Source organism: Pseudoalteromonas sp. MMG007 (assembly GCF_018100985.1).
Classification (GTDB): Bacteria; Pseudomonadota; Gammaproteobacteria; order Enterobacterales; family Alteromonadaceae; genus Pseudoalteromonas.
The window spans coordinates 1-26557 of sequence record NZ_JAGJEI010000022.1; the positions used below are offsets into that span (position 1 = coordinate 1).

Below are 26557 nucleotides of genomic sequence, written 5' to 3' on the forward strand. Positions count from 1 at the left end.
TTAGGTGACTCTTAGCGCGTAGCGTTAAAGTTGATGCACCTTGCGCAAAGGAAAAAGCAGCACTACGTGCTTGTCATTAATCCTTTGCACCTAATTTGCTTGGTGACAATAGCGTTTTGGACCCACCTGATTCCATGCCGAACTCAGTAGTGAAACGAAACAGCGCCGATGATAGTGTAGCATTTGCTATGTGAAAGTAGGACATTACCAGGCTCCAAATAAGAGAAACCCGTTACAGCGATGTGACGGGTTTTTTGCTGTTTGGGGTTTAGTAAAATAGCCAAGAGGGCATGTTGAGCTCAATAGTCAAACAAAACAGCTCGAAGGCGAGCCCCACACAAGGCCGCCCCGACACAACGATAGTGTAGCATTTGCTATGTGGCCCCTACCGCTATGGGCACTACGACATTCTACTGCGTAGCGCACCGGCTTCAAATAAGAGAAACCCGATACAGTACTATGATGGGGTTTACTATCTAGTGCTGTAAATACTAGAAACCATGGCGAACTCAGTCATGGCCGCCCCTATGCACTTTTATCATAGATAATGTGGCATTAGCTATTCCTAACACGATATTAAGAAGCGTTAAATTACAATTAGAAAATCATCGCCTATCGCCAACAATGGTGAATTAAAGCGACATCTTAGCTTGTTTTTATAAAAGCGCTCAGAGTGCTATTAAGGCCACTTAAGCTTATATTGCTTGATTAGACATATATAAGCTTTAATTACTGGCTGTAACTATTTGTAAGTATGATCCTATAAATTTATAATTGAATTAATAGTTATTAATTCTTCTTGTTTTGAGTAGCCATCTATATAGACCAAGGTAAAAAAGTAAGGTGGTCGCTATACCTGATAATACCCATAAAACTCTAAGGGAATGACCGCCAATAGTCCCATCATGGAGAGGGTGTAGCCAGTTTTTGAGTTTTGTCGCTGGACTTTTATTATCAACATTAAATATGCTTATGATCTCAGCAGAGTTTGCATTTATTTCGACATAGCTGTGGGGAAAGCGATGAGATGGGTCATTAGTTGTTTGTAATCTAAATCGATATACAGCGTTACTAGATGAAGGTGTTTCAATCCAAGCAAGCCTTGCGCTAGGCATAGCTTTTTGCGCTAATTCAATTGCATCGGATAACAATATATAGTTTTTTGGTTTTATTACTGCTGTAGTAGGCTTTTCAACTTTACCTAATAATGCTGTGATTATCGGGTCGGTTTGATTTGGTATCGCTAGCATAATGCCAGTAATGGTTAAAACGAGCAGAGGTAGCATAAAGCATAACCCTATTAACTTATGCCAATCATATAATAGCCCAAGCTTAGTGCTACGGGCTTTGAATTTTAACGATCTAACCCAGTAGCCTTTTTTTGGCCACCATGCCCACAATCCAAATAAAATAAGAATGAGAGTTCCTATTCCTATATAGCCTACAATTACTGTCCCAGTACTGCCTGTAAGTAATGAAAAGTGCAGGTTATATACCCAGGTTACAAAGTAACTTCCCCAAAAATCCTCACGAATGATCTGTGTACCTATAGGGTTAAGCCAGACCATTAATGGAGCAAACGCTTGGCCTTTTGTCTCAATTGGTTTGTAGTATCGTGCAGGTATTACAGAACCTGTAGCTGTATTTTCTAATCGCCAGGAGCCTAGTCTGTCTGGGTAATTATATTTTAAAGTCGCGTAGGCTTCATCCCAGTTAATAGTATTACTATTCTGTACGCTTAATTTATTTAATTGTCCGTCAAGCTCTGGATAATAAACGAGTATAGAGCCTGACAAGGCGATTACTGTTAATAACCCGCCTATGGATATACCTAAATATAGATGTACCTGCCTAGCTATTTTTCGCCACGACAAGCTAAATATCATAAAACAACACCATATATGTACATGCTCAGAATAATTTAAATATTTGGTTATTTTATCGTGTTTTATGTGCATGAAGTGCGACATTATGTCGCAGTTTTTGATTGTATTAAAAAAAACGCCAGCACTAGGCTGGCGTTTTAAAAGGCTAAAAGGCTAAAAGGCTAAAAGGCTAAAAGGCTAAAAGGCTAATTATGCTTTAGGGCCTGCATTTTTTATATCATCTGATACATCGTATTTAGCGAAATTTTCAGTGAAGTCAGCTGCTAGTTTAGCTGCATATTCGTTATACTTTGCTTTATCTTCCCATGTATTAATTGGGTTAAGTAAGTTAGTATCTACACCTGGAACGGCTACCGGTACATCTAGGTTTAAAACATCAATATGCTGAGTTTCAACATCTGCTAACTTTCCAGATACGATTGCATCGACTACCGCTCGTGTAGTTGGAATATCAAAGCGCTTGCCTGTTCCGTAAGGACCACCTGTCCACCCTGTATTTACAAGGTACACTTTTGCGCCAAATTCACGAACTCGCTTCATAAGAAGCTCTGCGTATACACCTGCTGGGCGTGGGAAGAATGGTGCACCAAAACATGTAGAAAATGTTGATTCTATGTCGCTTGTTGAGCCGATTTCAGTTGAGCCAACTTTTGCTGTATATCCACTTAAAAAGTGAAAAGCTGCTGCTTCTTCTGTTAATACAGATACAGGAGGCAACACGCCGCTTACGTCACAGGTTAAGAATACGACAGCTTTTGGTTCGTCAGCACGATTTTCTACTTTACGTTTTTCTACGTGTTCAAGCGGGTAAGCTGCGCGACTATTTTGCGTTAAGCTCGTATCGTTAAAATCTGGTGTGCGTGATTCATCTAATACTACGTTTTCTAAAATAGTACCAAATCGAATAGCATCCCAAATTACTGGTTCATTTTTTTGTGAGAGGTCGATACATTTTGCGTAGCAGCCACCTTCAATATTAAACACGCTACCTGGAGCCCAGCCGTGTTCGTCATCACCAATTAAAAATCGCGTTGGATCTGCAGAAAGTGTTGTTTTACCTGTACCCGATAAACCGAAGAATAATGCTGTATCGCCAGCTTCGCCTACATTAGCCGAGCAGTGCATTGGTAATACACCTTTAGCTGGTAGTAGGAAGTTTTGAACGGAAAACATCGATTTTTTCATTTCACCGGCGTAGCGCATACCTGCTAATAAAACTTTTCGCTGCGCAAAGTTAATAATAACGGTACCGTCGCTATTTGTACCATCACGCTCTGGATCACAAACGAATGATGGTACGTTCATTACTTGCCATTGTGGTAAGTTAGAAGCGTTATAGTTCTTTGGTTCGATAAACATGTTTTTGGCAAAAATATGGTGCCACGCTGTTTCTGTAGTAACAACTACAGGTAGATAGTGTTCAGGGTCTGCGCCAACTTCTAGGTGAGAGGTGAAGTGGTCATTACTTTGAACATGTGCTGCTACGCGAGCCCATAGAGTGTCAAATTTGTCTGCATCAAATGGACGGTTTACGTTGCCCCATTGTATGTCATCTTGAGTAGATGCTTCTTGTACAATAAAACGATCTTTTGGTGAACGACCAGTTCGTTTTCCTGTAATTGCAACAAAAGCACCATTTGCGGCTAAAGTACCTTCGCCACGGCGGATCGCATGCTCGACAAGTTCAGCTGCGGTTAAATCGACAAAACGTGTAGCGCCTGTAGTCATGTTTATACCTAACTATAATGTGTGAGAGTTTGAACGGGATAGCTCTGGGGTTATCAGTGCCCTTAAGCTGAAATGATAGTAACAGAAGGTTTTGAGATATTCGAGCCCGTAAAGCCCCTAAAAACACATATATTTGCTAAAAAACATGATTAATTTCAATGATACCGGTGTCAGTAAATGAACAAAATTCATGACACCGGTATCATCTTTTTATAATATAAAACCGCATATTTTGCGGTCTTATAATGAGATTTTGGATGAAACGTTTAATTAGTTAAAAATATTTTTTACGTCTTGCTCGTTAAAAATATATTCTTTTAAACAGTAGTGGCAGCTTATGTTAACAGAACCATTTTTAGCAACATCATCAAGTAGTGCCTGTCGCCCTACATTAACAAGAGCCGTAATTGTTTTTTCTCTACTGCAGCCACATTTGAACGTAATTGCTTGAGGTTCAAATACACGAGGGTTATCTTCATGGTATAGGCGCGTTAGTACTGTATTGGCGTCAAGTTTTAATAATTCTTCATCTTTAATAGTGCTACTTAGTGCTTCTAAATGTGCAAAGTCATCAATCGACTTTTGTTTATCTACTGGCAGTACCTGCAAAAATAAACCACACGCTTTAGCGTTACCTTCGCTAGTATCTGTTGCAAACCAAAGACGCGTTTTAAGTTGCTCTGATTGTTCAAAATAGCTTTCAATACACTCACTTAATGTATCATGCTCAAGAGGAACAATGCCCTGGTAACGTTCACCCTTAGTTGGCGTGATGGTAATGACCATATAGCCTTTACCAATAAGCTCTTTTACTGATGAGCCTGTTACTTCACTTTGCATGCGAGCTATTCCACGCATGTTTTGTTTATCGTCACCATTAATAACTGCGTATTTAACGGGACCATCACCTTGTAGTTGAACGGCTATCTCACCTTCAAACTTTAAGGTCGCTGTTAATAAGCACGTTGCAACGAGTAACTCACCTAATAAGGCCTTAACAGGCTGAGGATAATTATGATTGGCAATCATTTCGTTGTAGGCGTTTTCGATTTGCACGAGTTCGCCACGAACATCGAGGTCGTCAAATAAATAACGGTGAAGTAGATCTTGTTGCATGAGCGGCTATACCTAACTTGATTTCATTTTTAAAAGTTCGCGCCTTTGCTTTTTATCCGGCTTTCTATCCGGATGTGGCGCAAAGAAGCTATTATTTTTGCGAGCGATGGCGTTTTCTTCGCGTTTAGCAATACTTGCATCAGATTCTTGATACATGGTCTGTGCAATGGGGGCGCTTTGGCGCTTTTCAAGCACAGAGAGGATAGTAATAAGCTTTTCATCTACGCCTTGAGCTAGTTTTATTACTGCTCCAACCTCGACTATTTTACTGGCCTTGGTACGTTGGCCATTATAATGTACTTTGCCGCCTTGTACCATGTCGCGAGCTATTGCACGTGTTTTATAAAATCGAGCGGCCCATAACCATTTATCTAATCGAACTTTTAGCGCATCGGTGTGGTCTGAACCCGTATTCGCGTTACTTTTTTTACTCATAAGGTATTTTCCCTCGTTTTTATAACTTAAAATTTATCATGAAATCATCGTAGGATGAAGGTATTACACCACCCGTTTGTTTTTTATACAGCCATGTAAACTAAACTTATTCTGTTTACAAAGTTTAATATTAGTGTGCTTGTTGAATGAAAAATGAAAAGGTACTATGGGCACGCGCTAACGCAGTAAATTAAAATAAGAACACTATTTATGGAACAGCAAATCCAACAACTAAAACAATTTTTAACTCGTTTACCGCATGCTAAGTTGAGCGCATTGGTAACACTGTTAGTTGTTGTTTATCTTGCATTTTTATTTTCTAAATTAGTTTGGCTTTTATGGCCTAGGCCACCGGTATCTCTGTTAACGCCTACTCACAGTGTTAATCAATCATCGGGGACAAGCAACCGCTCAGCTCAGCATATTGTTGAGCAATTTTTGTTTGGTAAAAAAACTGTAACAAACAATAATGCTGCGAAACAATCGCAAGTGATCAATGATGCACCTGAAACTCGCTTAAGTATAAACCTCACCGGTATTGTTGCTGTGAGTAACGATGATAAAGCAGGTGTTGCTATTATAGAGTCACAGGGTAAGCAAGTAAGCTACCTTGTGGAAGAGGTTGTACTTGGGACTCGTGCAAAAGTAGCGCAAATATTACCTGATCGCGTCATTCTCAGTGTAAGTGGTCGTTTTGAAACGTTAATGCTAGATGGGCTAGATTTCACCAAAAAGGTTTCTATGCCAGTATTGGCTGCGCGCGATGAAGCTAAAATGGGTCCGCAAAAAATGCAGCAAAGTGAAATTCAAATAAACGCTACAGCTGATCAAGAAGTAAAAGAAGCAATTATAGAAACACGTGAAGAGCTATTAAAAGAGCCAGGTAAATTATTTGATTACATACGTGTTTCGCAAGCAATGAGTGATGGTGAGCTTATTGGGTATCGCTTAAGTCCAGGTAAAGAGCCTGAGCTATTTAAGCAAATGGGATTAAAAAATAACGATTTAGCTATTTCAATTAATGGCTACCAATTAACAGATTTAAAACAGGCCATGTCAGCCATTAATGAGCTGCGTAATAGTACAGATGCCAATATCACAATTGAACGTGATGGCGAACAAATAGATGTGCAATTCAGTCTGCAATAACTTAGCTTTGGAGTTTTAACATAATGGTTCAGGTGCTACACCTCAAAAAAATTAAAAAAGGGTTAGCTAAGTACGCAGCACTTTTTTTGGCGGCAAGTATTTCTTTGTCTGTTTCTGCTGTTGAATACGCTGCAAACTTTAAAGGTACAGATATCAACGAGTTTATAAATATTGTTGGTAAAAACCTAAATAAAACAGTAATCATTGACCCTAATGTGCGTGGCAAAGTAAATGTACGTAGTTACGAGTTAATGGACGAAGCGCTTTACTATCAGTTCTTTTTAAATGTACTAGAAGTTTATGGCTATTCTGCTGTTGAAATGGACAACGGCATTATTAAAGTAGAAAAAAGTTCTGATGCTAAAAAATCAAATGTTCCACTAATTACTGAAAATAGTGAAGCATCTGGCGATATGATGATCACCCGTGTTGTGCGCGTAAAAAATGTAAGCGTGCAAGAGCTAGGGCCATTAGTTCGTCAATTTAGCGATCAAAAAGATGGCGGCCATGTTGCTAACTTTAACGCGGCTAACGTAATGATGCTTACAGGGCATGCAGCGTCGGTAAATCGCTTAGTTGAAATTATTCGTTCAGTGGATCAAGCTGGTGACAAGCGTGTAGACATCGTTAAGCTTAAATATGCGACTGCAGATGATGTGGTTTCTGTGGTCGATAATATTTATAAAGACAGCGGTAAAGGCAGTGTACCTGAATTTTTAATTCCAAAAGTTGTGGCTGATGGCCGAACTAATAGCGTGATTGTGAGTGGTGAAGGGCAAGCTCGTAACCGAGCAATCGAATTGATTAAGCGCCTAGACGGTGAACTTGAAAGCCAAGGTAATACAAAAGTATTTTATTTAAATTACGCAAAAGCCGAAGATTTAGTAAAAGTATTGCAGGGTGTAAGTAAATCACTTGTAGATGACGCACAAGGCGCTACAACTAAAACACGTAGCCGTAACAGTAACGAAAGCAGTATTGAAGCACACCCAGATTCAAACTCACTTATTATTACCGCTCAGCCAGATACAATGCGTTCACTAGAAAGCGTTATCGAAAGGCTTGATATTCGCCGTGCGCAAGTACTTGTTGAAGCCATTATTGTTGAAGTAATGGAATCGGATGGTGTTAACCTTGGTACGCAGTGGATTTCAGAAGACGGCGGTATGCTGCAGTTTAATAATGGCTCAACAGTCCCTGTTGGCTCGCTAGCCGTTGCGGGTATTCAAGCGCAAGACACCACAACAACTCAAACAATCATCGGTTCAGAAACAGGCACTGCTACAAGCTACGATGAAACAACTGAGGGTGATTACACCGCGCTTGCTTCATTATTAAGCGGTGTTAACGGCTTAGCGTTTGGCTTGGTCAAAAACGATTGGGGTGCAATCATTCAAGCAGTATCGACAGATACTAACTCAAACATACTCGCTACCCCTTCAATTACAACCATGGACAATGAAGAAGCGTCGATGATAGTAGGTCAAGAAGTACCTATTATTACAGGCTCTCAAACGGGTAGTAATAACGATAATCCATTTCAAACAGTTGAACGCCAAGAAGTGGGTGTAAAACTAAAAGTTACGCCACAGATAAATGATGGTTCAGCAGTACAGTTATTAATTGAACAAGAAGTATCCAGTGTAAGTGGTGCAACGGCTGTTGATATTTCTGTTAATAAGCGTGCAATTACTACAACGGTTATGGCCGATGATGGTGGTATGGTTGTATTAGGTGGTTTAATTGATGAAGACGTACAAGAAAGCGTGTCTAAGGTACCAATTTTAGGTGACATTCCAATCTTGGGTCATTTATTTAAATCGACTAATACCACAAAGCGCAAGCGTAATCTTATCGTGTTTATTCGTCCTACCATTATCCGTGATGGCGTTAATATGAATAAGTTAAGCTTTAACAAATATAACTTTATTCGTGGCGAGCAAATTAAAGAAAAAGAAGACGGCATAGAGCTTATGCCTAGTTCAGACTCTCCTGTACTGCCTTCGTGGGATGATGAGCTTATATTGCCACCAACGTACGAAGAACATTTAAAAGCATTGAGTTCTAAAGAACGTGCAGAGCGTGAAGATGACTAGCGCAATAGAAGAAATAAACGAAGATGTGGTACACCGCGTTACAGAGCCTGATTCTGACGAATTATTGACAGCTAACGAGTTAGTAGAGCTGCCACCTAAGCGTTTGCCGTTTTCCTATGCTCGCCGGGCTGGTGTGCTACTAAGTAAAAACAATGATCAACCGGTGGTTTATTATCGTGGTGAACTTGATGTAGGTGTTTTATTAGAGGTACGCCGTATTGCTGGAAGTGGTTTTACTTTAGAGCAATTAGCAGATGATAAGTTTGAGCTTTTATTAGAAGCTGCTTATCAGCGAGATAGCTCTGAAACCCAGCAGATGATGGAAGACATTGGTAACGAAGTCGATTTATTTTCACTTGCCGATGAACTCCCACAAACTGAAGATTTACTTGCTGGCGATGACGATGCGCCAATTATTAAGCTTATAAACGCCATGCTTAGTGAAGCAATTAAAGAAGGTGCGTCTGATATTCATATCGAAACCTTTGAGCAAGAGCTAGTAATTCGCTTTAGGGTTGACGGAGTTTTAAAAGAAGTATTAAAACCAAACCGTAAACTTGCTTCGTTACTCGTCTCGCGTATTAAGGTAATGGCTAAGCTTGATATTGCTGAAAAGCGTATTCCTCAAGATGGTCGCATTAGCCTTCGTATTGCTGGGCGTGCAGTAGATGTTCGTGTATCTACCATGCCATCGAGTTTTGGTGAGCGTGTAGTATTGCGTTTACTTGATAAAAACAACGCACGCTTAAATCTAGAAGATTTAGGTATGACGCCGCAAAACCGTGAATTATTTGCCGATTTAATTAGTAAACCACACGGTATTATTTTGGTAACCGGCCCAACGGGCTCTGGTAAAAGTACCACTTTGTATGCCGGTATGAGCCAAATAAACTCGCGCGATCGCAATATTTTAACGGTTGAAGATCCAATCGAGTACGAAATCCCTGGTATTGGTCAAACACAAGTAAATACAAAAGTAGATATGACATTTGCACGCGGGTTACGCGCAATATTACGTCAAGATCCCGATGTAGTTATGATTGGTGAAATACGTGACCTTGAAACGGCTCAAATTGGTGTGCAAGCATCGCTGACGGGTCACTTAGTAATGTCTACGTTACATACAAATACAGCCTCAGGTGCAATCACTCGTATGGAAGATATGGGCGTTGAACCCTTTTTACTTTCATCATCGTTACTTGGTGTACTTTCTCAGCGCTTGGTGCGTACCTTATGTAAATCTTGTAAGGAAGGGCACGTAGCTGACGAACGTGAGTGTCAATTACTGGGTGTACCGTTTGACAGTCAACCTACTATTTATCGTGCAGTGGGGTGTGAAGAGTGTAACTTTAATGGTTACAAAGGCCGTACTGGTATTCATGAGCTGTTAGTTGTAGATGAAGCTATACGTGAAATGATCCACAGCGGTAAAGGCGAGCAAAGTGTAGAAAAATACATTCGCCAAAAAAGTCCAAGCATTCGTCAAGATGGCTGTAGCCGTGTACTTGCAGGTAAAACAACACTTGAAGAAGTACTTCGCGTTACCCGCGAGGAAGCCTAGTTATGGCAGCGTTTGAATACCGTGCGCTTGATGGTCGCGGAAAAGAAAAAAAAGGCATCTTAGAGGCCGATACTGCAAAGCAAATACGCCAAGTATTACGAGAGCAAAAGCTAACTCCGCTAGAGGTAGTTCCAGCTGCGCAGGGCGATAAACAAGTTAAAGGCGAAAAAGCGCCATTACTTGGCAGCTTTTTAAAACCGACTATTTCAACGTCAGATCTTGCGCTTATTACTCGTCAATTGGCCACGCTTATTCAATCGGCATTGCCAGTTGAAGGCGCGGTCATGGCTGTTGCTGAACAATGTGAAAAGCCGCGTTTAAAACGTATGCTTATGTCGGTACGTTCAAAAGTGGTAGAAGGTTATACGCTTGCTGATGGTATGAGCGAGTTTCCGCATGTATTTGACGACTTGTATCGTGCGATGGTTGCCGCCGGTGAAAAGTCAGGTCACCTTGATCAGGTACTTAACCGACTTGCCGATTATACTGAGCAGCGCCAACATATGCGTAGCCAAATAACGCAAGCCATGGTTTATCCTACTATTTTGGTAATATTCGCGATTGGTATTGTATCGGTATTGCTTGGTACGGTTGTACCAAAAATACTTAAAACGTTTGAGAAAACCAAACAAGTACTACCATGGACCACCGAGTGGGTAATGGCTGGCAGTCACTTTGTGCAAAATTATTGGTTTATTAGTTTAATCGCGATTACCGCAATTGCTATAGGCATTAAGCATGCACTTAAACAGCCTAAAATACGATTTTGGTGGGATGACAAAGTACTGCACATGCCAGGTATTGGTAAAGTAGCGCGTGGCATTAACACTGCTCGTTTTGCACGTACATTAAGTATTTTGTCGTCAAGTTCTGTACCGCTACTTGAAGGTATGCGTATCTCAGGTGGTGTATTAGTTAACGAAAAAATTAAAAAAGCAGTTGGCGATGCTTCCGACAGGGTAAGTGAAGGGGCAAGCTTAAGAGCAGCTCTTCAACAAACTAAGTTGTTTCCACCAATGATGCTGCATATGATAGCCAGTGGTGAAAAATCAGGTGAGCTTGAGCAAATGCTAGAGCGCGCCGCTAACAACCAAGACCGAGAATTTGAAAGTATGGTTAACGTATCACTTAAATTACTTGAGCCCGCGATGATTGCCTCAATGGCCGTTATTGTATTGTTTATAGTAATGGCAATACTGCAACCAATAATGGCAATGAACAAAGCCGTAGGGCTTTAAATAATTTTTATATATTAATGATTTTACCTAAATCATTTTTGCTTAGTGTTTTTAGAATAACGAGGTAATTACGTGAATAAACAATCAGGTTTTTCTTTATTAGAAGTAATGGTGGTACTGGTTATCATCGGAATGATTATGTCAATTGTTGCGCCTAATATTATGGGTCAGCAAGAAGAGGCTGCTATCGATAAGGCGCATTTAGATATTCAACAACTTGAAGATGCGATGAGCTTGTACAAGCTTAAAAATAAAAGCTACCCAAGTACAGAGCAAGGTTTAGAAGCGCTAGTTAATAAAACAAGCATTGAGCCAATTCCTAAACGTTTTCCTGATGGCGGCTTTATCAGCGAGCTACCAGAGGATCCTTGGGGTAATACGTACCAGTTAATTAGCCCAGGCGAAATTGGTAAGTTTGATATTTTTTCTATGGGTCCAGATGGCGAAGTTGGCACCGATGATGATATTGGTAACTGGGATGAAGACGAACAGTAATGTTTAACTACGCTTTTATGCATAATTACACAACTGCTCGAGGCTTGCTATGCAAGTAAGCCTTAAGCAGCTGAATAAAAAAAGTAGAGGCTTTAGTTTAATCGAAATTTTAGTGGTATTAGTGATCATCGCTTTTGCCACAAAAATGGTGGTATACAGCTTAGAGGGTGGCGCTGAAGATGAGTTAGACACTCAAGCACTTAGGCTGCATACCACCATTAATATGGCATCTGAATTTGCAATTTTAAATCAGGTGGAACTTGGTTTTTTAGTCGAAGAAAACACCCTAGAATACTTAGTCTTTGATGGTCAAAAATGGATAGCTTTTGACCGTGAAGAGCTGTTTAAACCCATAGAGCTGGATGAGCGGTTAAAGCTTACTTTAAATTTAGAAGATTTAGCATGGGCGCAAGATAACTTGTTAGAACAAGCTAATTGGCGCGAGCTAATGAGCGGCGGTGATGAAGATAGCTTGTTAGAGCTTAAAAAAGTAAAAATACCCCAAGTGCTTATTTTATCATCGGGTGAGGTCAGTGCATTTCAATTAATACTTGAATTAAAAGAGCAAAGTGAACCTGTTTATTTCATTGAAGGCGAATTTACTGCACCTGTTAATTTTCGCCGAGAGCCAGAATAATGAAGCTTAATAGAGGCTTTACGCTATTAGAAGTACTGGTGGCGCTTAGCATTTGTGCTATGGCAGGTATAGCTGCTATGCAAGCCACTGGCGAGCATATACATCATTTAACGACGATTGAAGAGCAAACGTACGCATCCTGGGTTGCTGAAAACGTACTTATTGAGCAACGTACCAAAGGTGAGCAGTGGCAAGGTAAAAACAATGCACGAGGTAGTGAAGTAATGGCGGGTGTTGAATGGTTTTGGCAACAAGAGGTAACAGCTACAGCCGACAAAAGCTTTGTTAAAGTAACAATTAATGTATTTACTGATGAAAAGTATGAGAACTCGGCATATGAGCTTTCAACTTATCTCAACAAAGGTAGTAAGTAAGTGAAGCAGCGTGGGTTTACGTTGTTAGAGGTAATGGTTGCACTGGGCATTTTAGCTTTTGTAATTATTGCCACCCATCAAATATTAGATAGCACCACCAAAGCAAAAGATGCTTCGGATGAAAAAATTGCTGAGTTGAACGGGCTACAAACTACTTTTAGGTTAATGGATCAAGATTTTAGCCAAATGACCAAACGTGCCGTTCGAAACGAATCGGGTGATGTACAAGAGCAATATTTGCTAGCAGGTCGTTATGTGTTAGAAAGCCAATACGATGGCATCGCATTTGTGCGCGACGGCTGGGTTAATCCTATAAACTTATTACCGCGTTCTGAATTACAAGCTGTGGGCTACAGAGTACTAGATGACAATCTTGAACGCGTTTACAGGGTATACGTAGACCAGCTTGATAATATGGAGCCGCGTGTACAGCGAATACTTGAAAATGTAGAAGAGCTCAAGTTTGAGTTTTTAGATGATAAAAGCGCATGGCAAGAACAATGGGAAATTAAAGCGCTTCCTAAAGCCGTTGCTGTAACACTTCAGCAAATAGAGGCTGAACCTATTCGTCGAGTATTTTTAGTTCCTGGTCAGGGTAAGGTTGTTGCGCCACCAAGTACAACACAAAGTACGAGTGTGGATAATGGGTAAACAGCAAGCGTCACGTGGCGCAGCACTTGTTATCGTTTTATTTATTGTTGCTTTAGCTGCTATTTTAGCGGTTGAAATGAGTGCTAATTTGATGGTGCAAGTTCAGAAAAGCACTAACCTACAAGGACACCAACAAGCTAAATGGTATGCGTACGGCGCAGAAGAGCTAGCTATAAAAGGGCTCATACAGAGTAAGAAAGATGATGCCGATAAAACATCGCTTGATCAAATTTGGGCAACTCAAGGTAATACTGCGTACCCGGTCGATAATGGTACATTGAGTGGTCAAATTACTGATTTACAAGCTTGCTTAAACTTAAATGCTTTAGCGCAAGCACCTGATATAAGCGGTACAAGTAAAACAAACCCTGCGCATAAAGCGTTATTTGCACTACTTGAAAATATTGAAGATTTACCTGCGGATGAGTCAGAAGAGGCGATGGCCGATAGCGTATTTGATTGGCTTGATGAGGACAGCATTACTTATCGTTCAGGCGCGGAGGAGGATGAGTATTTATCTCGTAAATTTCCGTATATGACTGCAAATAGCTTATTTGCGTCAACATCGGAGCTGCGTTTAGTGAAAGGATTTAACCCATTAGTAATGGAAAAAGTATTACCATATGTATGTGTAATACCAGGCAGCCCCTTATTATTGATTAATGTAAATACACTGCAGCCAGAACAAGCTCTTATCTTAAGCGCCATGATTGATGAACTGAGTTTATCTGCTGCTGAAGCTGTTATTGGGGCTCGCCCTGAAACAGGCTTTGATAGCATTGACGAGTTTTTCACTGAGGTGCAGCAACAAGGTGGAGCAAATATAGAATCTGTAAAAGATTTATTTAGTATTAATAGCGAATATTTTAAATTACAAACGCAGGCAAACTTTGTTGAATTGCGTTTTTCGATGACCACATTACTGCACGCTAAAGATGGCGACGTAACGATACTGGCGCGAAAATTTGGAGGCGTACAGTGACAGAAATACTGTTGATCCGCACGGGTCAAACCGAACAAGAACTGCTTAACTGGTTAATATACTCACCACAAGAACAAGAAATAATAGCCAGTGGTGAATTACCCAATGCAAGCCACTTAACTGAGTTAAGTGAAAAAGCACAAAGCAGAGAAGTTATTGTTTTACTACCAAGTGACCAAGTGCAATTAAAGACAGTTGCCTTACCCACAAAGTGGAACCGTAAACTTGAGCAAGCATTGCCGTACATGCTTGAAGAAGATATAGCCTGTGATGTAGATGACTTATTTATAGCAGTAGGCGAGCCAACGATGCTTGGCGAGCAACATGCCATACGTGTAGCAATGACCGATCGTGAATGGTTTGAACAATGGCTTGCGTTATTTGCAGAGCATGATTTATCTGTTTATAAAATATTACCAGATGCACTGTTACTCCCTGCGGGAGATGAAGGTGAGGCCACTGCTATTGAACTTAATAACCAGTGGTTATTTAAACAAGGGCAATGGCATATTAGTGCGGTTGAACCAAGTTGGTTAAGTAATTATTTAACGGCTTTAGGCAATCCAAACATTAAGCATTTTAGCCCTGCGAATCATTTTCCTGAAAGTGTTAACCTACGCGCACAAACCAATGAATACGACTTGCCTTTAGCTTTATTTGCAAAGCAATTAGATAGCGTTAAATTTAATTTGCGCCAAGGCCTTTATCAGCTTAAAAAGAAAAGCTCATTGTGGTGGGGATACTGGAAAGGCGCAGCAATTATTGCAGGCGTTGCGCTAGTTTCTACGGTTGCAATTAAAGCAATAGAACTGCATCAACTCAACTCGGAACTAGAAATAGCTAAAGCGCAAGTGGTTGATAGATATAAAAAAGCGTTTCCTGGCGTAAAAGTTCGCCCTAACTTAATTAAAAGCCAAATAAAAGGCGCACTTGATAGAGTGCAAGGTTCAAGTGAAGCTGGCTTTTTAGACTTAACCGCAAATTTGGTTGATGTGTTTTCTCAGGTGAGCGAATTTACCCCAGAAACTCTGCGCTACGATAAGCGTCGAAATGAGCTGCGTATTCGCGCTAGAGCAAAAGACTTTCAAACATTTGGCAAAGTTAAAACCATACTCGAAAAACAAGGTTTAACCGTTGAGCAAGGCTCTTTAAATAACGACGGTGATTATGTTGTGGGCGAAATTAAACTGCGAGGTGCGGTATGAAAAAGCAGTTAATGCAATATTGGCGCTCACTAAAAGAGCAAGAGCAGCAATTAGTTATGGTCGCTGGTGGCGTATTTATTATTTTTGTTTTAGTTATGGGTATATTTAGACCATTAAATAACGCAATAGAAAAAGCGCAACAGTCACAAATAAAACAACAAGCGCTGCTTGTTTGGGTTGACGAGAGCATAGTAAAGCTAAAAGCGGCGGGCAATACTAGCGTAGCGAGCAATACAAACTTAAGCCAAGTTGTTAACTCTACACGTGGTCGTTATCAAATAGATATTAGTAAAATGCAGCCTAGTACGGGGTCACTTCGTTTAACGCTCGACTCTGTAGAGTTTAATCAACTAATCGAATGGTTAGACGAACTGGTAAATCAGCATGGTTTGAAAATTGAAAATTTAGATTTAAGCCGTGACGACAAATCGGGTTATGTGCGTGTAAGCCGCTTGGTATTAGAGAATTAATTAATGAAAAAAATAATAATGTTATCGGCTGTATTTTTAGTCAGTTTTATTGTGTTTTGTATTATTAAATTACCGGCGGTCATAGCGCTTGATATAGCAAAGCCTTACTTGCCTAAACAGTTAGAAATTGGCCAAACTGTTGGTACTGTGTGGGAAGGGCAAATGATGCAAGTACGCTTTGAAGGCGAGCAACTAAATAATGTACGGTGGGATATAGCAGGCTGGCAATTATTTACTGGTAAGTTAAACGCAAATATTAAATTTGGTAATGCGCGTGAACGTAGTGATATTTCAGGATATGCCGACATAAGTTATGGGTTATTTAATAACAAAGTAAAAGTAACCGATGGTTTAGTTCGCTCAACGGTTGAGCGTGCGATGGGTAGAATACAGCTACCATTGCCAGTAACAGCTAAAGGTCGCGTAATATTAGAACTTGAAGAATATAGCTCGGGTGCCCCTTATTGCGAATCGTTAAAGGGTGAAATAGCGAGCCCAAATATTGATGTACAAAGGTTAAATGGCTGGTTCAATATAGGCCCTCTTGGAGGTAAGTTAAGCTGTAAGTCGGGTGATGTAGCTATATTAATTGACCCAGATAATACGTTAGGCCTTGAAGCAGATGCTACACTTAAAGCTAATTTTGATTTTAGTGTCGCCGGTTATGTAAAACCAGATGCCAGCTTACCAAAAGATGTACATGATGCGGTTAAGTTTTTAGGCCGACCAGATAACCAAGGTCGCTACCCGCTCAATTTTTAATTGATTTAATATAAAGAGTTTTAATGCAAATACCCCAATTTACTGAGTTGCATGCAAAGCAGCTCAGCACGTTTTTAAACACTCAGCCTCAAGCTATGACCCTTGAGCAAAGCGAAGGTTATTTATTTGGCGTTATTTGTTCGCCCAGCCCACTTGATGTACACGAATGGCTTGCACAAATACTACCAAACACAGCTAACGACCTAGACGAAGAGATGCTGTTTTTATTCATGGCGCTTTATCATAAAATTAGTGAGCAAGTGTTTGAAACTGGATACAAGTTACCAGTAGAGTTTAACCTTGAGTTTTGTAAGCCTTGGAGCGAAGGTTTTTTAGTGGCGACAAAAGCGTATGCTGAGCCTCTTTTAAATGCCCCAGAGTTAGATACCGAGTTTAAACAAGCGCTAGAAAGCGCACTTAGTACGCTTAGCTTTTTTGCACTTGATCAGCAAGCAGTAACGCAAATTGCCCAGCAAAATAATATGACCTCAGACGCCCTGTGCCAATATCAGTATGAATCTATGGGTGATTTTGCATTAGGTTTTGCAGAGCTTATAGAAGTGGTTGCTATTAATAGTGGTTTAATCACAGATGATAGTTGGGACGAGTAATTCGCTTAACTTTTTAGGCGCTTAATCTAAGCGCCTAGTTCTAAAGCTATATCAGTGCAGCCTTTCTTACACTTTACTAAGCCTTTACCAGATTCGCTGGTGGCTAGATCAAGCGTTAAAACCCCATTACATTTTTCACACTTAAGCGTTTTACCTTGGGCTAATTGCTTGAGCATATTGCGTTGTTTATAAAACGAGTCGCTGGCTTTCTTATTCAAATTAGAAAAATCCATTACTTAGCTCGCTTTTGCTCTAAAGCTTCAGAAACTATTTTACACACAGTGTTTAAACGCTCATCGTAAAAATACAAGTTAAGATCGCGCTCACGACAGAAACGCAAATGAAAAAGCTGTACTGAATCATCAGTAGTAAATGTTTTTTCTAGGTATTCGTGCTCAGATTCAGAAAGCTTTAATTGAGCAGCTATTCTATTTTTAGCCATGTTTGCTGCAGGGCTTCTGTTTATTTTGCTGGCATCACTTAAAAAGCCAATGCCTTCTCCTAATAACTTTTCACGGGGTTCTTTTATTGAAGGGTGGTCAATAGTAAAAAAGGCAAGGATCAGCACTACCAATATAATAAATTTTTTCATGGATACATAAACCTTGATCTAAGTAGGGTTAAATTACCATGCAGTGTAATAAACTGCATTTTAAAAGCAAGTAACTGAGATGAATAAATTATTAGCAATCTAAGTCAGTAATTTTAGCCAATATTGTTATAATAGCTAACAGCAGTCAGATATTTCTGAAATATCTGAAACTATTCAAGAGGCTACTTATTCACCTAAATCTGCCAAGCAAGCAAATTGCTACACTTTAGTTGTAGAGAACCTGAGTAGTGCTGAATTTTTATTTCCAAGCGGCGTTGAGGAACTTCGATGGACAAGCAAATTAAAGTAAAAAACATACCTGCAGAGGTAAAAATCCAAAAGCCGGATTTAAGCCGAGATGATGACAGGTTTAATCCCCGAAATCGTATTTATGTGCGTGCTGTAAAAGGCCTTCATCAGTTACTCAGGCAACGTATTGGTTTTTTAGGTATGCTCGCTTTTATGGCATTACCCTGGATCAATTTTAACGGGCAACAAGCTGTATTGTTTGATTTGATAGGCCAAAAATATAATATTTTTGGTTTAACACTATGGCCTCAAGATTTTACTATTCTTGCGTTTATATTTATGTTGGCAGCGTTTGCGCTATTTTTGGTTACCACTTTTTATGGCCGAGTGTGGTGTGGTTATACTTGTCCACAAACCGTGTGGACCTTTATTTTTATTTGGTTTGAAGAAAAGTTTGAAGGAACGGCAAATCAGCGTAAAAAACTCGATCAGCGGCCAATGGATTTTGATAAATTTTGGCGAAAAACAGCCAAGCACTCCAGCTGGGTATTGTTTTCTTTGTATACCGCTATTTCGTTTGTAGGCTACTTTACACCCATTAGAGAACTGCTCCCTGATTTTGTCACCTTTAGCGTCGGTGGTTATGCATTAATTAGTATTATTTTCTTTGCTGCATGTACTTATGCTAACGCTGGCTGGATGCGTGAAATTATGTGTTTACATATTTGTCCTTATTCACGCTTTCAATCAGCTATGTTTGATAAAGATACCTACACCGTAACGTATGATGAGAAAAGAGGTGAAAGCCGTGGCCCACGTTCGCGTAAAGTTGCCCACGAAGACCTAGAAATGGGCGACTGCATTGACTGTAATTTGTGTGTTCAAGTATGTCCAACAGGTATAGATATTCGTAATGGCTTACAAGCTGAATGTATTAACTGTGGTGCGTGTATTGATGCTTGTGACGGTGTGATGGATAAAATGGACTATCCGCGAGGGCTTATTTCGTATACGACAGAGCGAAACCTAGAAACACCAGAAAATAAAACGAATCCACTGCGAGCTAAAATCATTGGTTATACGGTCATGCTTGTTGTGCTTACGGGTGCGCTTGTCGCAAATATAGCACTGCGTAAGACCATGGACTTTGATATTATCCGTGATAGGAACCAATTATACCGTGTCGACTTTGATGGTTTGGTAGAAAACACTTATACGTTAAAAGTGATTAACAAAGCGCAATATGAGCAAACCTTTAACATTAAGGTGCAAGGACTTGATAACTTTAAATACATAGGTAAGCGATCATTTACTGTGCAAGCTGGTCAGTCTCATAATGTACCGCTTTCACTTGTCATGGACCCATATGATTTAAAAGCGCCGATGACTGAGTTTAACTTTGTACTTTCGCCAGTCAGTGAACCTGACGAAACGATATCGCAGCCAAGTAACTTTTTCAAAGCACGGTGATATCGGCTTACCCAAGGGGTAGGAAGTTATAGCAATTAACAAAAGCGGGTGAATAACCCGCTTTTATTTTATATAAGAAGAGTATGAGTAAATTTAGCTTTATTGACCTAACACCCGACCTAATACTCGATGCTATAGAAAGTGTAGGCATTTATGCTGAATCGGGTTTATTAGCACTGAACAGTTACGAAAACAGAGTTTATCAATTTAAGGCTGAAGATGGCCTGCGTTACGTAGTAAAGTTTTATCGCCCAGAACGCTGGAGCAAAGAGCAAATTCAAGAAGAACATGATTTTGCATTTGAGTTAGCAGAGGCAGAAGTACCAGTCGTTGCACCGGTTAAATATAATGGGCAAAGCTTGTTTGAACACCAAGGCTATTTGTTTGTGTTATTTCCAAGTGTAGGTGGTCGTTTATTCGAAGTGGATAATTTAGATCAGCTCGACGTAATGGGGCGATTAATTGGCCGCATGCATCAAGTTGCTAAAACTAAACCGTTTGCGCACAGACCAACACTTACCTGTGAAGAATACTTACATACAGCCAAAGTTCATCTTCAAAAAAGTAACTTGGTGCCAATGGGAATAAGCACTGCTTTTTATACTATTTTAGATTTAGTAATAGAGCAGGCACAAACGCAGTATAAAGATGCGCACAGTATTCGCTTACATGGGGATTGCCATGCAGGTAACATATTGTGGGCAGGTGATGCGTTAATGTTTGTTGATTTAGACGATAGCCGTCAAGGTCCTGCAATTCAAGATTTATGGATGATGCTCAGTGGCGATAGGGCTACGCAACTGTTACAGTTAGACACCCTTGTAAATGCGTATGAAGAGTTTTGTGATTTTGACCACACTCAACTCAAATTGATTGAACCACTGCGTGCGATGCGTATTATTCATTACATGGGATGGGTAGCTAAACGATGGAGCGATCCTGCTTTTGTACGGAACTTTTCGTGGTTTGCAGATGACAAATACTGGGAGCAACAAATTTTAGCGCTAAAAGAGCAACTTGCAGCACTGCAAGAAGCACCGCTTAAGTTATTGCCATAATATTTTATTTAAAGATAAGTACAACGAGATACCAATGCTTAAAAAATTGAAACTGAGTTTATTACTTTTATGTTTACCATTTGCAGCACTTGCTGCACAGTTTGAAGCCGATAACCAATATACAGTTATTGATATAGATAAAAGCGCAGAGCCACAGGTAACTGAGTTTTTCTCATTTTACTGTCCACATTGTTTCAAGTTTGAACCCGTTGCTAAAGCAATTGAAAAAAATCTACCAGAAGGCACTGAGTTTATTAAAAATCACGTAAACTTTTTGGGTGGCGTTTCGCCACAAGCACAAAGCAATTTGAGCTATGCCTACTTAATTGGTAAAAAACATGGACTGGCGCAAAGCATTAGCGATCAAATATTTAAAAGCATTCATGTTCAACGCGCACCATTAACTGAAATGAAAGATGTTAAAAAGCTGCTTGAAGTTAACGGTATTGATAGCGCGACATTCGATCAAGACATTGCAAGCATGCCAATTATTGCCGCTGAACGTGCAATGCAAAACAAACAAAATAAATATTCAAAAATTGGCGCACTTACAGGTGTGCCTACTTTTATAGTTAACGATAAATATAAAATAAATATTAACACCATCAAAAATCAACAAGAACTTGATGAGTTAGTTGCTTTTTTACTAACACTTTAATCTCGGAGAATAATAATAATGATCAAATTAGTTAAAGCGGGTTTACTTGCTGTACTACTGCCAATGGCAGCAACTAGTTTTGCAGCAACGTATGAAGAAGGCGTGCATTACGACGTGGTATCTGAGCGTGCAACTAAAAAACCAGAGGTTAAAGAGTTTTTCTCATTTTACTGCCCTGCATGTAATAACATGGAAGCATTAATTGGTGAGTTTAAACCTAAGCTTGATAAAAACGTTAAGTTTAAAAAGAGTCATGTGGATTTTGTGGGTGTTCGTGACCCAGAAAACCAACAAATGATGAGCCAAGCACTCGCGACAGCAGAAGTACTTCCACAAAAAGATAAAATTATCTCTGCTATTTTTAATCACATTCATACCAAGCGTGCTAAGTTTAATGAGCTTGCTGATGTAAAAGATATATTTGTAGCGCAAGGTGTAGATGGCGATAAGTTTGATAAACTTTTTAAAAGCTTCTCAGTACGTACTTTAAGTTCAAAAATGAAGCGCGACCAAGATTACTTTAAAGAAAAAGGCGCCCTACGTGGCGTACCTACATTTATTGTAAATGGTAAGTACAAATTGAACCTTGGCCGAGAGTCGGGTGTTACTGACCCAGAAGACATTGGTAAATTAATTAATTACCTAGCAAACAAGTAAGTTTTGCTAAAACTAAAAAAGCTCCTCAGGGAGCTTTTTTGCTTTATAAGGATGTAGCAATGGAAAAAATATTAGTATCGAGTTGTTTGCTAGGGCAGCCTGTTCGTTATGATGGAAAAGGACAAACATTACAGCATCCACAATTACGGGTATGGCAAAGTAATAAGAAAATAATATCCTTTTGTCCTGAAGTTGTTGGTGGGCTATCTACTCCTAGAGCTCCTGCTGAAATAATACAGGGGAGAGTAATTACTAATTCAGGAGAGGATGTAACAGAGCAATTTCAAACTGGGGCTAATATAGCGCTAGAAGTGTGTAAAAAAAATAAAGTTCGTTTTGCTCTACTTAAAGAATCGAGCCCTTCTTGCGGACGAAATACAATATATGATGGAAAGCATCGCGGAGTAAAAATCGAAGGTCTAGGTTTAACTGCAGCATTATTAATGAAGAATGGGATTCAAGTGTTTAGTGAAGAACAAATACCAGCACTTATAAAAGTACTGGCACTTTAATTTTGGTTGGTTATTTACGCTGTAAGAAAACACCTGACTCAATGTGATGCGTATAAGGGAACTGGTCAAATATCGCAAAGCGCTTAACATTATGCGTACGAGTCAAGTGATCAAGATCACGCTCAAGGGTTTCTGGATTACACGATATATAAATTATGTTTTCGTAATTAGCCACTAAATCACACGTTAACTCATCCATGCCTGCGCGCGGTGGATCAACTAATATGGTTTGGCAGTCGTAGCTTTTTAAATCTATGCCCTCTAAACGAGAGAAAGTACGCTCACCATTCATTGCTTGAGTAAACTCTTCGCTCGACATACGTATAATATCGAGATTATCTACATTGTTTTTGGCAATGTTATACTGAGCAGAGTGAACAGACGATTTAGATATTTCAGTTGCTAGTACTTTATTAAAAGAACCCGCCAGTGCAATAGAAAAGTTACCGTTACCGCAATAAAGCTCTAATAAATCATTTTTAAGTGGTTTACATAAGTCTTGCGCCCATTCAAGCATATTAATATTTACTTTAGCATTTGGCTGAGTAAAGCTGTTTTCAACTTGTTGGTAAATAAGCTCTTGGCCGTTAACAGTTAAACGCTCAGTAACAAAGTCATCACCAAGTACTTCTTTTTGTTTGCGGGCACGGCCAATAAAATCAATTTTGTACTTGCTGCTTAGTTTTTCTTTAAGTGCTTTTATTTCAGTTAGCCACTGCTCATCTAGTGGTTTGTGATAAAGCAGGCTCACTAAAATTTCACCGCTTAGGGTTGATAGGTAATCTATTTGAAATAGCTTGCGGCGTAAAATCTCACATGGTTTAAGATTTTCAATCATCACCTGCATGATTTCACCTACAAGAGGGGCCGCAGGATCAAATGTATCTACGCGAATTTTTTCTTTTGTTTGTTGATCAAACATAATATGGAACAGATCGTCGCCATCGTGCCATACTCTAAACTCTGCACGTTGACGGTAGTTAGTTGGCTCTGAGCTAAATACTTCTAGCTGCTCCACACCAAAACGTCGAAACTGTGCACTTATACGCTGCTCTTTTTCACTTAATTGCGCTTGGTACTGTGTGGTATCTATTTTAATAACTGCCATTAACGCTACTACCTTATCTAAGATCTGTTTATCGGCGTTATTGTAGGGTGCGCTGTGTATTTGTCTAGTTTTGGTTAGAGTTAATGGTGTTTTTTTGCTCGCTTAACTTTAGTTTTATTTGCGCTGGCCGATAAGGAGCTACGCAAGCATAGGAGACAGTTTATGAAAATAGGTAACTATAACTTTACACCAAACAGTAATGTCAATAAATTCAATAATAAGGCTGATATTCAGCAGCCTACAATTGAGTCTCCTCAAGATAGCTATCAACAACGAGGCAGAGAGCTTGCTGCAAAAGTACTCGGCGATAAAATGGCTGAGCAGCTAGGCTTACCCGTTCAAGAAAAAAAAGCAGAGAAATCACTATTTGATTTTGATGAAATAGTAAAAAATGTACTCGACTTTGTGAGTGGCGCCGTTAATAAGGCAAAAGCAAACGGCGCTGACGATGACAAGCTTAAGAATATGCTTGGCGAAGCGCGCAAAGGAGTACAAATGGGTATTGATGATGCCGTTGACGAGCTTAAAGGCACTGGAATTTTTAATGACGACATGGAAGAAGGTATTAAAAAATCACAAGAGGGTATCTACGACGGTATAGATACATTAGAGGAGTCGTTATTTAACCCTCAACCTGCCAGTGTAAGTATAAGCCAAGGCCAATATGTAAGTATGAGCAGTGATGCTCAGTACAAGTTTACAACTGCCGAAGGTGATGAAGTAAGCATAAGCTTTGCCGATGCATACGAGTCCCAATCAGCTAGCGGTTATAGCAGAACCAATGATAGCGAATCATATGTAAGTTCGTCATCACAATCTCGCCAGGTATCTTTTTCAATGTCGGTTAATGGTGAATTAAACGAACAAGAGCAAGATGCAATTAATGCGATGATGGAAGACTTACAAAATGTAAGCTCAACATTTTTTGGTGGTGATTTAGATAAAGCATTTGAACAAGCGCAAGAGTTAAGTTTAGGTAGTGAACAGCTGGTGGCTTTTTCTATGGATTTACGTCAAACAAAAACGGTTGCAACAGTTAAGAGCTACGAAGAGTATAAGCCTGCTCCAGAAAAAGAAATCGCTGATACATTAGCTCCTTTTAACGATGATCTAAGAAATGCTTTTGAAAAAGCAGGTGAGTTAGGCTTACAAAACCAACTTGCTGGGATCTTACAATGGTTAAACCAAGATCAACAAGAAATCGATAAGCTAGTTGATTACACTAAATCGATGTTCGAAAATTTAAATCAGTTAAACACAGCGGCAGATGGTCTCGCTGATTTAGAAACTCAGCAAAGTTAAACTACTTTCTTTTATAAATACCTCATGGCAAACTGCCGTTCTTAACGTTTAGTGGGAACAGTTGTTTGTCAGCGCATATAATGGTTTTTGATTCAGGTATTGGTGGCACCACTGTACTTGAGCATATAAAGCAAAGCATTCCTGATGCTCAGTACAGTTATTTTATGGATAACGCACTACTTCCCTACGGAGCGCAGTCCCAGCAGACAATCATTAATCGCTTATATTCATTAATCCATTTTATTAATAGCAATAAGTTGAGTGTTGATTTAATTGTTATAGCGTGTAATACGGCTTCAACGTCGGCACTGAGTGCTGTACGTAAAATTACCTCTATTCCTATTGTGGGTGTAGTACCTGCAATAAAGCCTGCAGCAGAGCTTACTCATACTAATCACATAGCGCTATTGGCAACGCCTGCTACAGTCACAAGCCCCTATACAAAAACTTTAATTACTGAACACGCACGTAATGTAACGGTTAACTTATATAGCAGCGTTAAGTTGGTTGCTTTAGCTGAGCAGTATTTTTACACACAAACTTTAGACACGATCAAACTCCATCAAGAGCTTGATAGCCTAAAAGTAGATAAAAATACTGACGTGCTTGTATTAGGCTGTACGCACTTCCCTATATTAGCCAACCCTATTAGGGAATACTTTAAAGGAGATGTGCAGTTATTAGATTCGGGTCAAGCTATAGCAAATAGAGTTCACTTCCTACTAGCTCAATCAAACCTTCTGGCAAATAAACCTTCAGACATAAAAAAGCCGCTGCATTACTATGCAACGGCTGATATTAATAGTGATAAGCTAGCAATAAAGCTAGTTACACTGATTGATCCGTCTCAGTACGAAGAGCACTAGAATCATCTTCTTGTTTTTGCTTTGCTTCGCGTACTTTTAAAGTACGTTGCTGAAACTCACTGTCGTTAAGCTTAGCAATTGCATTATCTGCATCTGCTTGCGCCATTTCAACAAAGCCAAAGCCGCGACGCTTGCCAGTATTTTTATCCTTTAATAGGCGTACGTTAAACACTTTACCTTGTTCTTCAAACAAAGCACGAACCACACCTTCGTTTGCACGATAAGGTAGGTTGCCAACATAAAGTGTTTTCGTTTTAACTTCGGTTTCTTCAACACCTTCAGGTGACATTGCAGCAATAGCAATTGCACCTATTAATAAACCAGCACCAAATAGTAGTGCAGGGCTTAAAGCTAAGCTGCCTAAAGCAAACTCAACAATAACAAAACCAACTACAGCAAGAATAACAGAGAAGATAAAAGATTTTTGATCGGGTAATTTCATTTTAGATCTACCAATAAACAGGAAATAAACATTAATTTAACATTGTGAGCTTGCTATCTTAACGTCTTAATTGAACATAGCAATGATATTTGTATTAAATAATAAAGAAGAGTGTAAAAAAGCATCAGCTTATGGCTGTTTTAATGAGGTTTTACCGTGTTTTGCTGTATTTTTGTTCGAACAGTAAAAAGATCTAAAAAAAGGGTTGATCTGTTTTCGGATCTCCCTTTCGGATCTCCCTATTCGG

The 26557-nt window shown here is 39.6% G+C and carries 28 protein-coding genes and 1 rRNA gene; 21 read left to right on the forward strand and 8 right to left on the reverse strand.

Annotated elements, in window-relative coordinates; all coding sequences use genetic code 11:
- The first annotated feature begins 98 nt into the window (after positions 1-98).
- Positions 99-213 (forward strand): 5S ribosomal RNA (rrf, locus tag J8L71_RS17800).
- A 566-nt stretch (positions 214-779) separates the two neighbouring features.
- Here rrf and J8L71_RS17805 read toward each other — a convergent pair.
- The 4 genes from J8L71_RS17805 to hslR form a co-directional block, all read right to left on the reverse strand.
- Positions 780-1886 (reverse strand): PepSY-associated TM helix domain-containing protein, encoded by a 1107-nt coding sequence (locus tag J8L71_RS17805; protein WP_211001710.1) that lies wholly within the window; start codon positions 1884-1886, stop codon positions 780-782.
- A gap of 189 nt (positions 1887-2075) precedes the next feature.
- Positions 2076-3614 carry a phosphoenolpyruvate carboxykinase gene (locus tag J8L71_RS17810; protein WP_211001711.1) on the reverse strand — a complete coding sequence of 513 codons (1539 nt, stop codon included), beginning with the start codon at positions 3612-3614 and terminating at the stop codon, positions 2076-2078.
- A 270-nt stretch (positions 3615-3884) separates the two neighbouring features.
- Positions 3885-4730 carry an Hsp33 family molecular chaperone HslO gene (gene hslO / locus J8L71_RS17815; protein ID WP_211001712.1) on the reverse strand — a complete coding sequence of 282 codons (846 nt, stop codon included), beginning with the start codon at positions 4728-4730 and terminating at the stop codon, positions 3885-3887.
- A 12-nt stretch (positions 4731-4742) separates the two neighbouring features.
- Positions 4743-5165 (reverse strand): ribosome-associated heat shock protein Hsp15, encoded by a 423-nt coding sequence (gene hslR, locus J8L71_RS17820; RefSeq protein ID WP_211001713.1) that lies wholly within the window; start codon positions 5163-5165, stop codon positions 4743-4745.
- A gap of 210 nt (positions 5166-5375) precedes the next feature.
- Here hslR and gspC point away from each other — a divergent pair, with 210 nt between their 5' ends.
- From gspC to J8L71_RS17885, 13 genes are all read left to right on the forward strand, one after another.
- Positions 5376-6314, forward strand: coding sequence for a type II secretion system protein GspC (gene gspC / locus J8L71_RS17825; protein ID WP_211001714.1), 939 nt, complete (start codon positions 5376-5378; stop codon positions 6312-6314).
- 23 nt (positions 6315-6337) lie between these two features.
- Complete coding sequence (gene gspD / locus J8L71_RS17830) at positions 6338-8410, forward strand: type II secretion system secretin GspD (protein WP_211001715.1); 2073 nt, start codon at positions 6338-6340, stop codon at positions 8408-8410.
- Positions 8403-9971: a type II secretion system ATPase GspE gene (gene gspE, locus J8L71_RS17835; RefSeq protein WP_247655367.1), complete on the forward strand. Its 1569-nt coding sequence runs from the start codon at positions 8403-8405 to the stop codon at positions 9969-9971. Before gspD ends, gspE begins: the two co-directional genes overlap by 8 nt.
- 2 nt (positions 9972-9973) lie before the next feature.
- On the forward strand, positions 9974-11209 hold the full coding sequence (gene gspF / locus J8L71_RS17840) for a type II secretion system inner membrane protein GspF (protein WP_211001716.1): 1236 nt from the start codon (positions 9974-9976) through the stop codon (positions 11207-11209).
- A gap of 72 nt (positions 11210-11281) precedes the next feature.
- Positions 11282-11704, forward strand: coding sequence for a type II secretion system major pseudopilin GspG (gene gspG / locus J8L71_RS17845; protein ID WP_211001717.1), 423 nt, complete (start codon positions 11282-11284; stop codon positions 11702-11704).
- Positions 11705-11753: 49 nt separating this feature from the next.
- Positions 11754-12341 (forward strand): prepilin-type N-terminal cleavage/methylation domain-containing protein, encoded by a 588-nt coding sequence (locus tag J8L71_RS17850; protein ID WP_211001718.1) that lies wholly within the window; start codon positions 11754-11756, stop codon positions 12339-12341.
- Entirely contained in the window at positions 12341-12715 is a 375-nt protein-coding gene (gene gspI, locus J8L71_RS17855; RefSeq protein WP_138683104.1) for a type II secretion system minor pseudopilin GspI, read from the forward strand. Before J8L71_RS17850 ends, gspI begins: the two co-directional genes overlap by 1 nt.
- A complete protein-coding gene (gene gspJ, locus J8L71_RS17860; protein WP_211001719.1) occupies positions 12716-13366 on the forward strand; it encodes a type II secretion system minor pseudopilin GspJ in 651 nt (216 codons plus the stop codon).
- Complete coding sequence (gene gspK / locus J8L71_RS17865) at positions 13359-14348, forward strand: type II secretion system minor pseudopilin GspK (RefSeq protein WP_211001720.1); 990 nt, start codon at positions 13359-13361, stop codon at positions 14346-14348. The genes gspJ and gspK overlap by 8 nt, the downstream gene beginning before the upstream one ends.
- Positions 14345-15553 carry a type II secretion system protein GspL gene (gene gspL, locus J8L71_RS17870; RefSeq protein WP_211001721.1) on the forward strand — a complete coding sequence of 403 codons (1209 nt, stop codon included), beginning with the start codon at positions 14345-14347 and terminating at the stop codon, positions 15551-15553. Before gspK ends, gspL begins: the two co-directional genes overlap by 4 nt.
- Positions 15550-16023, forward strand: a complete 474-nt coding sequence (locus J8L71_RS17875) for a type II secretion system protein M (protein ID WP_211001722.1) — start codon at positions 15550-15552, stop codon at positions 16021-16023. The genes gspL and J8L71_RS17875 overlap by 4 nt, the downstream gene beginning before the upstream one ends.
- 3 nt (positions 16024-16026) lie before the next feature.
- A complete protein-coding gene (locus J8L71_RS17880; protein ID WP_211001723.1) occupies positions 16027-16785 on the forward strand; it encodes a type II secretion system protein N in 759 nt (252 codons plus the stop codon).
- A 23-nt stretch (positions 16786-16808) separates the two neighbouring features.
- Positions 16809-17396 carry a UPF0149 family protein gene (locus tag J8L71_RS17885; RefSeq protein WP_211001724.1) on the forward strand — a complete coding sequence of 196 codons (588 nt, stop codon included), beginning with the start codon at positions 16809-16811 and terminating at the stop codon, positions 17394-17396.
- A 26-nt stretch (positions 17397-17422) separates the two neighbouring features.
- Here J8L71_RS17885 and J8L71_RS17890 read toward each other — a convergent pair whose 3' ends face one another.
- Together J8L71_RS17890 and J8L71_RS17895 are read right to left on the reverse strand one after the other, a co-directional pair.
- Positions 17423-17629, reverse strand: coding sequence for a hypothetical protein (locus J8L71_RS17890; protein WP_211001725.1), 207 nt, complete (start codon positions 17627-17629; stop codon positions 17423-17425).
- A complete protein-coding gene (locus J8L71_RS17895; RefSeq protein ID WP_211001726.1) occupies positions 17629-17988 on the reverse strand; it encodes a hypothetical protein in 360 nt (119 codons plus the stop codon). The genes J8L71_RS17890 and J8L71_RS17895 overlap by 1 nt, the downstream gene beginning before the upstream one ends.
- Before the next feature lie 288 nt (positions 17989-18276).
- Here J8L71_RS17895 and ccoG point away from each other — a divergent pair, with 288 nt between their 5' ends.
- From ccoG to J8L71_RS17920, 5 genes are all read left to right on the forward strand, one after another.
- Positions 18277-19707 carry a cytochrome c oxidase accessory protein CcoG gene (gene ccoG, locus J8L71_RS17900; RefSeq protein WP_211001727.1) on the forward strand — a complete coding sequence of 477 codons (1431 nt, stop codon included), beginning with the start codon at positions 18277-18279 and terminating at the stop codon, positions 19705-19707.
- Between the two features lie 83 nt (positions 19708-19790).
- Positions 19791-20765 (forward strand): serine/threonine protein kinase, encoded by a 975-nt coding sequence (locus J8L71_RS17905; RefSeq protein ID WP_211001728.1) that lies wholly within the window; start codon positions 19791-19793, stop codon positions 20763-20765.
- A gap of 34 nt (positions 20766-20799) precedes the next feature.
- Entirely contained in the window at positions 20800-21423 is a 624-nt protein-coding gene (locus tag J8L71_RS17910) for a thiol:disulfide interchange protein DsbA/DsbL (RefSeq protein WP_211001729.1), read from the forward strand.
- Between the two features lie 18 nt (positions 21424-21441).
- On the forward strand, positions 21442-22080 hold the full coding sequence (locus tag J8L71_RS17915) for a thiol:disulfide interchange protein DsbA/DsbL (protein WP_211001730.1): 639 nt from the start codon (positions 21442-21444) through the stop codon (positions 22078-22080).
- 59 nt (positions 22081-22139) lie between these two features.
- Positions 22140-22592 carry a DUF523 domain-containing protein gene (locus J8L71_RS17920; protein WP_058548216.1) on the forward strand — a complete coding sequence of 151 codons (453 nt, stop codon included), beginning with the start codon at positions 22140-22142 and terminating at the stop codon, positions 22590-22592.
- A 10-nt stretch (positions 22593-22602) separates the two neighbouring features.
- Here J8L71_RS17920 and trmA read toward each other — a convergent pair whose 3' ends face one another.
- The gene (gene trmA / locus J8L71_RS17925) at positions 22603-23700 is read right to left on the reverse strand and encodes a tRNA (uridine(54)-C5)-methyltransferase TrmA (protein ID WP_104641816.1); all 1098 of its coding nucleotides are present in this window, start codon (positions 23698-23700) and stop codon (positions 22603-22605) included.
- Between the two features lie 162 nt (positions 23701-23862).
- Between trmA and J8L71_RS17930 the strand changes: the two genes are divergently transcribed.
- On the forward strand, positions 23863-25002 hold the full coding sequence (locus J8L71_RS17930) for a DUF5610 domain-containing protein (protein ID WP_211001731.1): 1140 nt from the start codon (positions 23863-23865) through the stop codon (positions 25000-25002).
- A 65-nt stretch (positions 25003-25067) separates the two neighbouring features.
- Positions 25068-25868 carry a glutamate racemase gene (murI, locus tag J8L71_RS17935; protein WP_211001732.1) on the forward strand — a complete coding sequence of 267 codons (801 nt, stop codon included), beginning with the start codon at positions 25068-25070 and terminating at the stop codon, positions 25866-25868.
- Here murI and J8L71_RS17940 read toward each other — a convergent pair.
- Positions 25831-26310 (reverse strand): RNA-binding protein, encoded by a 480-nt coding sequence (locus tag J8L71_RS17940; RefSeq protein WP_211001733.1) that lies wholly within the window; start codon positions 26308-26310, stop codon positions 25831-25833. The genes murI and J8L71_RS17940 overlap by 38 nt on opposite strands.
- Positions 26311-26557 lie beyond the last annotated feature (247 nt).